Annotated in this window: 15 protein-coding genes and 1 pseudogene; 1 reads left to right on the forward strand and 15 read right to left on the reverse strand. The window is 67.7% G+C overall.

Annotated elements, in window-relative coordinates:
- The coding region (locus ACFY2Z_RS15870) for a hypothetical protein (protein ID WP_390744756.1) at positions 1–498 on the forward strand (498 nt) is incomplete at its 5' end.
- Positions 499–1912: 1414 nt separating this feature from the next.
- On the opposite strand, the gene ACFY2Z_RS15875 is transcribed toward ACFY2Z_RS15870, so the two are convergent.
- The 15 genes and pseudogenes from ACFY2Z_RS15875 to ACFY2Z_RS15945 all read right to left on the reverse strand — a co-directional run bounded on the left by ACFY2Z_RS15875 (position 1913) and on the right by ACFY2Z_RS15945 (position 12234).
- Positions 1913–3475, reverse strand: coding sequence for a recombinase family protein (locus ACFY2Z_RS15875; protein ID WP_390744757.1), 1563 nt, complete (start codon positions 3473–3475; stop codon positions 1913–1915).
- Positions 3476–3515: 40 nt separating this feature from the next.
- A pseudogene (locus tag ACFY2Z_RS15880) lies at positions 3516–3767 on the reverse strand (magnesium chelatase domain-containing protein); the annotation flags it as partial.
- Positions 3767–4168, reverse strand: a complete 402-nt coding sequence (locus tag ACFY2Z_RS15885) for a YraN family protein (RefSeq protein ID WP_390744758.1) — start codon at positions 4166–4168, stop codon at positions 3767–3769. The pseudogene ACFY2Z_RS15880 and the gene ACFY2Z_RS15885, both read right to left, overlap by 1 nt.
- Positions 4169–4256: 88 nt before the next feature.
- Positions 4257–4565: a DUF2469 domain-containing protein gene (locus tag ACFY2Z_RS15890; protein ID WP_390744759.1), complete on the reverse strand. Its 309-nt coding sequence runs from the start codon at positions 4563–4565 to the stop codon at positions 4257–4259.
- Between the two features lie 56 nt (positions 4566–4621).
- Positions 4622–5089, reverse strand: coding sequence for an NUDIX hydrolase (locus ACFY2Z_RS15895; RefSeq protein ID WP_390744907.1), 468 nt, complete (start codon positions 5087–5089; stop codon positions 4622–4624).
- A 94-nt stretch (positions 5090–5183) separates the two neighbouring features.
- Entirely contained in the window at positions 5184–5930 is a 747-nt protein-coding gene (gene lepB, locus ACFY2Z_RS15900) for a signal peptidase I (RefSeq protein WP_390744760.1), read from the reverse strand.
- A gap of 78 nt (positions 5931–6008) precedes the next feature.
- Positions 6009–6968 (reverse strand): signal peptidase I, encoded by a 960-nt coding sequence (gene lepB / locus ACFY2Z_RS15905; protein WP_390744761.1) that lies wholly within the window; start codon positions 6966–6968, stop codon positions 6009–6011.
- Positions 6853–7941 carry a signal peptidase I gene (gene lepB, locus ACFY2Z_RS15910; protein ID WP_390744762.1) on the reverse strand — a complete coding sequence of 363 codons (1089 nt, stop codon included), beginning with the start codon at positions 7939–7941 and terminating at the stop codon, positions 6853–6855. Before lepB (ACFY2Z_RS15910) ends, lepB (ACFY2Z_RS15905) begins: the two co-directional genes overlap by 116 nt.
- Positions 7934–8662 (reverse strand): signal peptidase I, encoded by a 729-nt coding sequence (lepB, locus tag ACFY2Z_RS15915; RefSeq protein ID WP_390744763.1) that lies wholly within the window; start codon positions 8660–8662, stop codon positions 7934–7936. Before lepB (ACFY2Z_RS15915) ends, lepB (ACFY2Z_RS15910) begins: the two co-directional genes overlap by 8 nt.
- Before the next feature lie 45 nt (positions 8663–8707).
- The gene (rplS, locus tag ACFY2Z_RS15920; RefSeq protein WP_311694945.1) at positions 8708–9058 is read right to left on the reverse strand and encodes a 50S ribosomal protein L19; all 351 of its coding nucleotides are present in this window, start codon (positions 9056–9058) and stop codon (positions 8708–8710) included.
- 137 nt (positions 9059–9195) lie between these two features.
- The gene (gene trmD, locus ACFY2Z_RS15925; protein WP_390744908.1) at positions 9196–10029 is read right to left on the reverse strand and encodes a tRNA (guanosine(37)-N1)-methyltransferase TrmD; all 834 of its coding nucleotides are present in this window, start codon (positions 10027–10029) and stop codon (positions 9196–9198) included.
- On the reverse strand, positions 10029–10571 hold the full coding sequence (gene rimM, locus ACFY2Z_RS15930; RefSeq protein WP_390744764.1) for a ribosome maturation factor RimM: 543 nt from the start codon (positions 10569–10571) through the stop codon (positions 10029–10031). The genes trmD and rimM overlap by 1 nt, the downstream gene beginning before the upstream one ends.
- Positions 10572–10653: 82 nt before the next feature.
- On the reverse strand, positions 10654–10893 hold the full coding sequence (locus tag ACFY2Z_RS15935) for an RNA-binding protein (protein WP_014176063.1): 240 nt from the start codon (positions 10891–10893) through the stop codon (positions 10654–10656).
- Between the two features lie 2 nt (positions 10894–10895).
- Positions 10896–11324, reverse strand: a complete 429-nt coding sequence (gene rpsP / locus ACFY2Z_RS15940; RefSeq protein WP_390744765.1) for a 30S ribosomal protein S16 — start codon at positions 11322–11324, stop codon at positions 10896–10898.
- Positions 11325–11637: 313 nt separating this feature from the next.
- A complete protein-coding gene (locus ACFY2Z_RS15945) occupies positions 11638–12234 on the reverse strand; it encodes a hypothetical protein (protein ID WP_390744766.1) in 597 nt (198 codons plus the stop codon).
- Between the last annotated feature and the right edge of the window lie 76 nt (positions 12235–12310).

Raw genomic sequence — 12310 nt, forward strand, 5'->3', positions numbered from 1 at the left:
CAACGAGCTTCGCTACTCGGAGAGTTGCGCGATGGCCGCCCCATGACCAGGGGCTATGCGGAGATCGCTGCTACACCACTCGGCGGGACACCATCGGATTCCCGGATCCAAGTCGACACCATGAAGGCCCGCTGCAGACTAGACAAGGCCATCGGCTACGACGCCACGGCATGGATTTTTACGAGCCACCGCGCAAGCGCCTTGCTCGTCGCTGAGCCAGGACGCACCGAGGTGAAGGTTCCCCAGGAGATGCTATGGGTGGTTAACCGCACAGGACAGGGTGTGCACATCATCGACCCTGACGCGCGCTCCATCTACCGAGCCGAGTTCAGTTCCGTCTACCGTGAAGGCCGGTCGTACGGTGAGCATGAAGAAGGGCCGGACTACCCCGGTTATAGATCTAAGACGCTTAAGACGGTTCAGCGCCACCAGGGAGGTTTCCGCATCAGGGGCGTCCGAGGTCGTTACGGGAAGGAGTACGCGATCCTCTTCGCCTGACTGATCAGCGCGAGCACTCGCCTCGGTTGGGCGCTCCGATACTGGCGTCGCCGCACGGGACCCGGTTTGGTAGCTTCCTGCTCAACTGAGCGGCGCAGAAGTCCAGCGTTTCTCATCCCCTTCCCACCGATAGGACACGAACTCACCATCGCGGGCCACGAAGCACGTCCATCCCTCAGTTCTCCAACTCATCACGAACCTGATGTCACTTTGCGGAGGGTCCGCCGCGCAAAGGTCCGGCAGTTGGCCCAGCGCCTCGGCAGGCAAGCTGGGCGGAAAAGTGATCCGCCACCCCTGTTCCGTTCTCAGTTCGATATGGCGGATCTCGCCACGAGTTTGCTGCCGAGCTTGGCGCCTCAGGAAACGGCGCACTGCCGTACGTGTTGCGTCATCCAGCCTGCCAGCCAGCCGATTACCAAAGTGTGTGCCAATCGCTGCGAGGAACGGCGCCGCCGCTAGGACAGCACTGGTCTCAAGGCGCGACAGCAGGTTGTATGCCACGGGCCCTTGAACGGGCCTCTTCCTTCTAGTCACTGCTCCCCCTTCGAGACGAGCATGCCAGTCCGAAGCGGCAGAGGTCCCACAAACGTCGTCTTTGCGGCGTCTCACAGGGCGTCGACCAGCTCAGCACACGGCCCCGGACCACAGTCTGGTAAACCAAGTTACGCCGACCGCAGAGGCCGGGTGACGCAGTACACAGGGCCACACCCGCTTGCCTGAGACGAACGTCAGCTTCTACTTCGCCGGATGCTGGCTATGGGACAGCGGCTTCCCGGCGTCAGGCGACTCCGGGCTCAACTTCCCCTGGCCCTGATAACAGAGACCTCAGCAAGGCCTTCTGTCGCGGCCCCAACGGTGGCGACTGATCCACGTCCGCCTTCACCCGGCGCCAGTAGTCAGCCCCTGCAAGGTCACCGGCTTGCTCAGCTCTCCGGATTCGTATGTCCGCATAGGACTGCGGCCGCTGCTGGGCGTTCACAACCTGGCCCGCGTCGGAGTCAACTGCTCCACATTGACCGTGAGTTCATCGACATGCCCAAGCTGGCCAACGGTCCCGGAACACAAAACGGCACCAAGCTCCACCAGAGGCAGGTTAGAGGCGTCAACGCCCACACTGGTAGACCCCTGAATCCGGGGTTTTAGGGCGATACAGAGAGGATTTTCTAGGGTAGATATTAATGCAGGGTCGTCGACGCAATTCTCCATGACCCAATTCTAATTCATCGACGGGTGCAACACCACGACGACATGGAGAGCACGCATTACAGCTTTCCAATGAGGCTCATCCTCAATAAGCGTACGATCGGAGCGCCGTACTGGCGTCGCAAGGAAAGCCACCCTCCCATCCCCGTCTCCCGGTACTGCCGCTAGACGCTGTGGAGGGCTTGCGCAGTGGACACCATTGTTATCGCCATCATGATGCAGGCTTCCACTCAATAGTGATCGAGTCAGCGTCGAAGTACGACTTATCAATCCCCGGCCGGTAACCCGGTGGCCGCCCTCTTCGAGCCCGCCCGATTGTGATGGTCATCAGGGCATCGACCACCTGCCGACGCCGGTCCAGGTGTAGCGTCGGCCACAGCTCCGCGACAGCCTCAGGGTCGCCCAGCGGCAGCGAAGCGAGGACGGAGGTCGATGCCCTGCTGGCCACCTTGGTAGTGACCGTGTTCAGTTGCTCTCGTGTCACCGCGGTGAGAGTGAGCATTTGCTCTCGGGTGATGAGGTCCTGGCTGTAGTCCGCGGCGATGCCGTCCAGCTTGACCCGGAGTCTCTGGGCTTCTGCCGCTAGGTCTTCGGGCGGATCAGTGCCAGGGACCGGTTGCAGGTGCAGTTCTGCGGCGTCAGGTCGGGAAAGCCGCTCGATAGCTCGATCTTCGATGTACTGGTTGAGCGCGTTTGTGTCGCGGATGACGTGACTGGGGATCGCCCGGCACCGGTAGGCGGGACGGTGCGTCTTGCCGCTTTCCAAGGCCTTCTTGCGCCCGCCTACGCCCGTTGTAGAGCAGCGCACCGTGGAACCGCACCAGCACCGTGCCAAGCCGCTGAGGAGCCATACACGGCCGTTGCCGGTCGTCGTGCGGCGGGCAGGATTCTCTAGAACGGTCTTGCACGCACGCCACATCTCCTCGGCCCTGTCCCGGTCTCCGTCCAGGGCTGGCAGCCACACGGCGGGGCCGACTATCTCGGAGCGCTTCTTGCCGTCCTTGTCCTTGACTGTGACCTCCAGGAGCCCAGCGTTGCGGGCCCGCAGCAGCATCTTCCGCAGTTCCTCGGGCCTCCACTCGCGGTCGACAGGCTCGGTGCGTGTTCCGTCCGGCAGGCGCTTGCGGCGCGGCACCGTACGGACGCCCTGATGGGCCAGGGTGCGGCAGATCGATCGCAGGGACTCACCGTCGATGACCGCCTTGGTGGCGTAGCGGATCCAGCGCGCCTCATCCTCGCAGATGGTGACACCGTCAGCCTCGTACCCGAAGGGGCGCGGACCGCCGCGGTAGACGCCCTGGGCGACAGCTTCGGCCTTGGCGTCACGGACCCGCTCGCCAATCTCCTCGGACTCATGCTGGTCGTCCACAGCCTTGCGACGGGCTTCACGGCGCCCGTCGGCGGTCGACAGGTTCACGGTGCCGGACTTCACCAGTTCGACGGCGATGCATTTCTGTTCCACCAGGTCAAGGAAGTCGAAGGCATCGCGCCAGTTGCGCTGGAGCCGGCGGGAGGTGAGAGCGAGAACGGCATCGGCGTGGCCACCACGGAGCATGTCGAGCATCCGCTCGTACTGGGGACGCCTCTTTCCCGAGTACGCCGAGATGTCGTTGTCGATGAGGACTTCAACTACGTCCCAGCCGAGTCGGGCAGCACGCTGGCGGCACGCCTTTTCCTGTCGGTCGACGCCTTCCCGTCGCCCTTCTCTATCGTCGGAGATCCGGCAGTAGATCACAGCATGGTGACGTATGCCGATTTGCCCCTCATTCTGCATATTGGAATTTTACGGTTTAAAAGAGTCCTAGTCCATTACTTGACAGGTCGAATCCGCTGCCGGCCTTCGGTACGGACGCGGGGCTGAGGCCCACGGTGAGTTTCTTGGACGGCCAGGTGGCGCCGGAGTTCACCACGGCCGCCCGGACCCGGTCCCGGCTCTCTGTGAGGCTCTTGTCGGGGAGGCCCACGAGGGTGAAGGCCGCGACGCCGGGTTCGAGGTCGGCCTGGACCTCGACCACGACGCCCTCGACGCCGACCAGCGCCACGGAGCAGGTGCGCGCGAAGCCCATCACCCCACCCCCCGTGCGTGCTCGACCACGGCGGCGCCGCGGTCGGGCAGCATGACACCGACGACGTCGACGCGGACCCCGCCCGGTGGTGCGCCGCCGTGGCCCTGGATCCAGCGTTCGGCGAGCTCGCGCAGGCGGTCCGCCTTCGCGGGGGTGACGGCGGCCATGGGGTGCTCGAAGGAGCCGCCCCGGCGGGTCTTCACCTCGCAGACCACCAGCACGTCGCCGTCCCTGGCGACGATGTCGATCTCACCGGTGCGGCCGCAGCGCCAGTTGCGCTCCAGGACCGTCATGCCGGCCGCGGACAGTCGCCGGGCGGCCAGTTCCTCTCCGTACCTGCCCAGGGCACTGCGTGCCTGTTGTGTGTTCATGTCGGCACCACCTCCGGCGCCAACCGTCACGCATCAGGCTTCCCACTGTGGATCTTGGTGGACAGGGCGGCGGTTGTGGACAACTCTGTCACCCGGGCGGGTGAGGAGGTGCCGTCGCTCATCCGCCGGGCAGTTCCAGATCGGTCTTGTTCAGCTCCTCGATGTTCACGTCCTTGAACGTGAGGACGCGTACCTGCTTCACGAAGCGTGCGGGCCGGTACATGTCCCAGACCCAGGCGTCGGCCATGGACACCTCGAAAAACACCTCGCCCTGAACCGAGTGCACCTGCATCTCGTAGTCGTTGGTGAGGTAGAAGCGCCGCTCGGTCTCGATCACGAATTTGAACAGACCGACGACATCGCGGTACTCCCGGTAGAGCTTCAGCTCCATCTCGGTCTCGTACTTCTCGAGGTCCTCGGCGCTCATGGCATGTTCCCCTTCAGCCGTGCGGTCCCACCATTGTGCGCCAGTCCCGTGAGCCCCTAGACGATTTCGGTGTCAAGGACTTCTGGACCGGCCGGGGGACCTTCGTCGAGCAGCCTGCGGAGCAGCTCGGCGAGTCTCGTCGGATACACCGTCTCATGCGACTCGACCAGTTCCCGGCACGTCCACCACCGCGCTCCGGCGACGCTGCGCCTTTCCAGCTCGGTCAGGGCCTGCGCGGCCGTGACGGTCTGGGTCGTACGAGCCAGGTAGTACCACTCGTCCTGGTTCCAGCGGCGGCCCGCGAACGGGAAGGAGCACCTGCGCTGCCACAGCACCGGGCCGAGCTCGACATCCGTGATGCCGGTCTCCTCGGCCAGCTCGCGCAGCGCCGCCTGCTCACGGCTCTCGTCGCCCTCCACGCCGCCTCCGGGCGTGAACCACCAGTCGTCGGCCGGGTCGTCCGGCTCGTGCCCGTGGAGCAGCAGGATGCGGTCCCTGGGGTCCAGGAGCACCACCCGGGCCACCTTCCGCGACCGGGCCTCGTCCCACTGCCCCGTCCCGCCCTCGTAGCCGTACGGCTCCTTCCGCTCGTCCGGGCCGGGGAGGGAGGACGGCGCCTCAGCGGGCACCGGCCGGCTCCGTCCGTACGGCGTTGCCCCGCCTGCGGGCCGCGCGCTGGGCGATCGGCCCGTAGGCCCCGCCCGCCATCACCAGGACCGCGCCCGCCACGATCGCGCCGAGGATCAGCCGCAACGGCCCCGGCGAGGAGATCGGGCCGAGTTCCTCGAAGCCCGTCGGGCGGGCGAGCATGCCGTTCATGGGCCACGCCACGGCGTCCACCCGGGCGTCCACGGAGCCGCGCGACACCGTGCCGCTGAAGGCCTCCGTCAGGTGGGCCGTGGAGTCCAGCGAGCCCCTGCGTTCGTCGCCGAGGAGGAACAGCCGGTCCTTCGGGACCGTGATCGTGGGGATCTGCTTGAGCTCGGCGACCTGTCCCTTGGCCAGGTATGTCTCGTGAATCTCCTTGCCGTCGACGGTGAGCTTGCCGTCGGTGCAGCAGGCGACGGTGTCGCCGCCGACCGCCACGACCCGCTTGACGATGGGCATGTTGCCCCAGGTCTTCTCCCGGAAGACGACGACGTCACCGCGTTTGATGTCCGCGGCGTCCACGCGCTGGGCGAGGACCCGGTCACCGGCGGCGATGGTGGGCGTCATGGAGTCGGTGGGCACGGTGTAGGGCTTGTAGACGACGGCGCCCCAGGCGAACCCGCCGACGAAGAGCACACAGCCGAGGGCCACGGCCAGCCCCGACAGCGTGCTGCCGAGCCGTCCGCGGCCCTCTCCCGTACGACCAGTCCCGCTCATCCCAGTGCTCCCCAGTTCGGAGATTCGACCCCGCGGCCGTCCGGGGCCCGCGGAAGATCGGCGATCTGGGACGGCACCCTACCCGGCGGTACCGCTGCCGGGAACCCGAGAGTTTCCGGCGGTAAGCCGCGCGGTGATGCGGCGTCGACGCCACAGGACCAGCGGGACCGCGCCCGTCAGGCCCAGGGCGGCGGGAGCCGTCGAGCCGAGCCCCTGGTCGAAGGTGTCCGGGACCGGCAGCGTGTTCCAGCGGGTGGGCGGCCAGGCGACCACGATCGCGCGGCCCACCACGTTCCCCACCGGCACGAAGCCCTGGTACCTGTCCTGCTGGTGGTAGCGGGAGTCCAGCGAGTTCTGGCGGTGGTCGCCCATGACCCAGATTTTGCCCGGGGGAACCGTGACCTTGAACTGGCCGCCCTGGTCGTCCACGCTGCAGGGGGTGTTGCCCGGGTACACATAAGGCTCGTTGAGCGCCTTGCCGTTGACCAGCAGGGGCCCGGTGTTGCGGCATTCGATCGTGTCACCCGCGACACCGATGACCCGCTTGATGAGGTCCTTCTCCTCCGCGGACGGCATCAGACCGATCCAGCTCAGGACCGTCTGGAGGGCGTTCGGGCTGGCCGTGGGCTCGCCCGCCAGCCAGTTGTCCGGGTCGTGGAAGACGACGACCTCGCCGCGCGAGGGCTCGGAGCCGAACCACGGGGTCAGCTTGTCCACGAGGACGCGGTCGCCCTGCTGAAGGGTGTTCTGCATCGAGTCCGAGGGAATCGAGAACGCCTGCACCAGGAACGTCTTGATCAGCAGCGCGAGGACCAGCGCGATACCGATGAGGAGCGGGAGTTCCTTCCAGAAGGAGCGCTGCTTCGGTGCGCGGGGGGTCTGTCCGTCGCTGCCGTGTGCGCCGCCACCACTGCTCGAGGGGTCACTGCCGGAGCCGGGGAGGTCGTCCGCGGCCGGGGCGGCCGAGTCGTCGGGGCGCTGCGGCCTCTCTTCTGGACCCTCGTGTCCGGACCGTGCGCCGACCGCCAAATCCCCCACATCCACTCCTCACTCCGTACCACCGCCGGCGCCTCAGCCGGCGCAGGCCCACCACTCCCATAACGAGCGGGAGTTCCGCAGGGGTCGGGAGGGGGATCAATCCGTATCGATCCGCGGAGGCCACCCTATGCGACGGACCGAGCGCGGTGGTCGACCCGCTCGGCACGGACGCATAAGTGTCTGGCTCTCTCAGGCGGGTCCAGTGCCCGACGGGCCAGGCGATGACCATGGCACGGCCGACGACGGACTTCTCTGAAACGGTACCGCTGTACGCCTCTGTGCGGTGGTAGCGCGAGTCCGCCGAGTTGGCCCGGTGATCTCCCATGACCCACAGCCGGCCCGGGGGCACGGTCACCTGGAAGGAGAAGTCCGAAGGTTTGTTTCCCGGGTGAATGTACGGCTCGTTCAGGGGCATCCCGTTGACCGTGACGCGCCCCTGGGTGTCGCAGCACCTGACGGTGTCCCCGCCGACCGCGACGACCCGTTTGATGAGGTCCTTGTCGTTGTCGGAGGGCAGCAGGCCGATCCAGGTGAGCCCCTCCTTGACCTGCTTGATGACGACCGGGTCGTTCTTCTTGGTCGTCTTCTCGCCCGCGAGCCAGTCGCCGGGGTCCTGGAAGACGACGACGTCGCCGCGCTGCGGCTTGGAGCCGAACCACGGGGTGAACTTGTCCACCAGGACGCGGTCGCCGACCTGGATCGTGTTCTCCATGGAGCCCGACGGGATCACGAAGGCCTGCACCAGGAAGGTCTTCAGGACCAGGGCTATGAGGACGGCGACGCCGACGAGGAGGGGTATCTCCTTGACCGCGGAACGCCTCCGCTTGCGTTTGACCTTGCGCTGCAGCTTGCGTCGCTCGGCGCGGCTGCGGCCGGTGGGGCCGGCGGCGGCGGTGCGCCGTGCGCCGGTGGGCAGGAGGTTCTGCGCGACGGGGTCGGACGGCAGGTCGCGCGGTTTGCCGCGGTTACCCATGGGCGCCGTCCGCCTTCCCCGGCGCGCCCGGCACGCGCCCGTAGGCGCCGGGGCGGGACAGGTGCCGGAGGTCCGCCGAGGGCCGGATCACCCAGTCGGCCCTGCCGATCACCGCGCCGAGCGGGATCATGCCGCCGCCGGGCGAGCCCAGATGATCGCGGGAGTCGCTGGAGTCCCTGCGATGGTCGCCGAGCACGAACAGCGTGCCGGTGGGCACGACGACGTCGAAGGGGACGTCGGACGGGCTGTTCCCCGGGTACAGAAACGACGACTCGTCGACCGACCGGCCGTTCACCTCGAGCCTCCCCTCCCTGTCGCAGCAGACCACACGGTCTCCCCCCACACCAACTACCCGTTTTACGTAGTCGGCGCTCCCGAAGTACCCGGTGCCGTCGAACACGACGACGTCTCCCCGCTCTGGTTTCGATCCGAAACGGTACGCCAACTTATTTACGAGCACGCGGTCCCCAACCCTCAATCCGGGTTCCATGGAACCGCTCGGGATGTCAAAGGGCTGTATGACCCAGGCGCCGAGGCCGAACAGGAAGACCAGACAGACCAGGACGGTCAGGGTGATCCGCCCTCCGGGCAGCCGGTCGGTGATGCGGGACACCAACGCGAAGCGCGACCGTTCCTCCGCACCCGGACCGTCCGAGGTCTCCTCGGAGTCGGCTGGGTGGGAGGAGCGGTCGCGCTCCGTGTGCTGTGCTTCGGTGTCCATCGGGGCCAGATGCTATCCGGCCCCGCTGTGGGCCCCGGGAGGCGCTCAGTTCTCGCGCTTCTCCTTGATCTTGGCGGCCTTGCCGCGCAGCTCGCGCAGGTAGTACAGCTTGGCGCGGCGCACGTCACCCTTGGTGACGAGCTCGATCTTCTCGACGATCGGGGTGTGCACCGGGAAGGTGCGCTCGACGCCGACGGAGAAGGAGACCTTGCGGACCGTGAAGGTCTCGCGCACGCCGGAGCCCTGGCGGCGGATCACAACGCCCTTGAACTGCTGCACACGGGAGCGGTTGCCCTCGATGACGCGGACGTGGACGTTGACGGTGTCACCGGGGCGGAAGGCCGGGAGGTCGCTGCGCAGCGACGCGGAGTCGACGGAGTCGAGCAGGTGAGACATGTCGTCTGCTTTCTTCGCCCATGCCACAGGTCATGAACGGTAATTAGTTTTTCGGTAAGAGAGTCGCCGGCCGGGTCGGAGCGGGCGTCGTGTCCCCCTGTGGCAGGGGCGCGCGCCGGACCTCGGACAACAGCCGCCTATTCTTCCACGGCCTCGGTCCTGCGCCAAAATCGGCCGTGCGGCGCGCCCTCCGGGTCCGGTGCCCAGCCGAGGATGGAGAGCATCTCGCGGTCCTTCTTGTCGAAGGCGGCGGGCTCGCAGTGCTCGATCAGGTCGGGCCGGTGGGCCGTCGTACGCCTGAGGGCCTCGTCCCGGCGCCAGCGGGCGATCCTGCCGTGGTGGCCGCTGAGCAGCACCTCCGGGATCTCGCGTCCCCGCCAGGCCGGCGGCTTGGTGTAGACGGGCCCCTCCAGGAGGTTGGCCATCGCGCCGGGTGCGAAGGAGTCGTCGCGGTGGGACTCGGCGTTCCCGAGGACCCCGGGCAGCAGCCGCGCCACCGCCTCCGTGATGACGAGGACGGCCGCCTCGCCGCCGGCGAGGACGTAGTCGCCGATGGACACCTCGTACACGGGTATCCGGGTGGCGTACTCGTCGATGACGCGCCGGTCGATGCCCTCGTAGCGGGCGGGGGTGAAGATCAGCCAGGGGCGCTCGGAGAGTTCGACGGCGAGCTTCTGGGTGAAGGGGCGGCCGCTGGGGGTCGGGACGATCAGCGCCGGGGCGCCGGAGCCGGACTCGTAGCCGTCGGCGAGGACGTCGTCCAGTGCGTCACCCCAGGGTTCGGTCTTCATGACCATGCCGGGGCCGCCGCCGTAGGGGGTGTCGTCGACGGTGTTGTGCCGGTCGTACGTCCAGGACCGCAGGTCGTGCAGGTGCACGTCGAGCTGTCCACGCGCGCGTGCCTTGCCGACGAGGGAGACGTTCAGCGGCTCCAGGTACTCGGGGAAGATGGTGACGACGTCGAGCCGCATCATGCCTCGTCTCGCGAGGACGCGATCTCGGCCCTGTCGTCGATGAGCCCCGGCGGCGGGTCGATGACCGCCCGCTGCTCCTCGAGGTCGATCTCGGTGACGATCTCCTCGACGAACGGGATCATCACCTCGGTGCCGTCGGCACGCTCCACGACGAACAGGTCCTGCGAGGGCAGGTGCGAGATCTCGGTGATGCGACCCACCTCCACGCCGTCCTTGGTGACGACGTCGAGGTCCATCAGCTGGTGGTCGTAGTACTCGTCCTCGCCCTCGGGGAGCTCGTCGGGGTCGACCTCGGCGATCAGGAGGGTGTTGCGGAGGGCCTCGGCGGCGGTGCGGTCGTTCACACCTTCGAACCGCAGGAGCAGGTTGCCGCTGTGCACCCGGCCGGTGGCGATGGTGAGCGGCCCCGTGGCGGCGGGGTCGGTGGCGAGCACGGCGCCGGGCGCGAGCCGCAGTTCCGGCTCGTCGGTACGTACCTCCACGGTGACATCGCCCTTGATGCCGTGGGCGCGGCCGATCCGTGCGACTACCAGCTGCACTTCTGAAGATCTCCTGTCGTAACGGCCACGGGCCGGGGACGGCCCATGGCCCTCCCCGGCCCGTGCCGGTGCTGCGTTGCGTTCAGCGGACTTGGTCCACGTCGACGAGGTCGACGCGGACACCGCGGCCGCCGATGGCGCCCACGACGGTGCGCAGGGCGCGTGCGGTGCGGCCGTTGCGGCCGATCACCTTGCCGAGGTCGTCGGGGTGGACCCGGACCTCGAGCACTCGCCCGCGGCGCAGGTTGCGCGAGGCAACCTGCACATCGTCAGGGTTGTCGACGATGCCCTTCACGAGGTGCTCGAGAGCCTCCTCGAGCATGCTCAGGCCTCGGTCGACTCGGCCGAAGCGGACTCGGCCGCGGCCTCGTCCTTCTTCTCAGCCTTCTTCTTCTGGGTGATCGCCTCACCCTTGCCCTCGTCCTCGCCGCCGAGCGCCTCGAACGTCGGACGGGCGGCCTTGGGCTGGGCCACGAGCAGCGGCGCCGGGGCGGGCTCGCCCTTGAACTTCTGCCAGTCGCCGGTCTTCTTCAGAATGGCGAGCACGGGCTCGGTCGGCTGGGCGCCGACACCGAGCCAGTACGCCACACGCTCGGCGTCGACCTCGATGACCGACGGGTTGTACGTCGGGTGGTACTTGCCGATCTCCTCGATGGCCCGGCCGTCACGGCGGGTACGGGAGTCGGCGACGACGATGCGGTAGTGAGGCGAACGGATCTTGCCCAGACGCTTCAGCTTGATCTTGACTGCCACGGGAGTGGGTTCTCCTGGATTTGACGTGGTTGGGCACAACGAGATGCCGCGTGGGGTTGCGGTACCCGAGTGGCCCGATGGACGCGTCAGCCGGAGGAGAGAGGGGTCCTGTGCGGCTGTCGAGTACAGCTAGCCATTGTGCCACACCTCGCGGGGCGTCCTGAGCCGGAGGGCCGGGGCGTGTGTGCGGGCATGCCGAAGAGACACCCGGCGCCGGGGTCCCCCGGGCGTGGGTCACGCCGCCCGGCGCTCACTGGGTGCCGTCGTCAACTGCGGACCGAGCCGAGCACGGCTGCCACGAGCAGCCGTCCGGTCAGCTCGCCGCCGCCCCCACCGGTTCGGGGATGCGGAACGGCTTGCCGCAGCCGCCGCACATGATCGGGGCCTGGGCCAGCACCGACGGCACGACGCGGACATTGCGGCCGCAGTCGCAGACCGCCTTGACCCGGACACCGCCTCCGGAGGATCCGTGCCGCGCGGCCGGGCCCCGGAAGCTGCGGGCGGTGTCCGCGGCCGTCGCCGCCGAGTGGGCCTTCAGTGCGCGCTGGAGCCGCTCCATGGTCGGGCGGTAGCGGCGCTTCGCCTCGGGGCTGAGCGTCACCAGTGAGAAGCCGCTGCTCGGGTGCGGCTCCTCGGGGTGGTCCAGGCCCAGCTCCTCGGCGATCGCGAGGAATCTGCGGTTGTGGTAGCGGCCGGCCCGGGAGGTGTCGCGTACTCCACGGGCGGCTGCGATGCCGTGGACTGCTTCATGAAGCAGTCGCTCGAATGAGAGTTCGTGTCCGCAGGCGGACGACGACTCTCCGATCAGGGACTCCGGCGCGGCGAGATCCGGCAGTTCAGGGTGGTGCCGTTGAATGTCGGCCCACGCCTCTGCCAGCTCTGCGGCGAGAACAGGTGGTGTCGTGCTCACGTAATGAGAACGAGCCTGAGGGCTCCCGTGTTCCTATTCCGGGGCATCCCAAATAATTTGCACGTACCCGTCAGTT

Source organism: Streptomyces sp. NPDC001222 (assembly GCF_042896945.1).
GTDB lineage: Bacteria > Actinomycetota > Actinomycetes > Streptomycetales > Streptomycetaceae > Streptomyces > Streptomyces gibsoniae.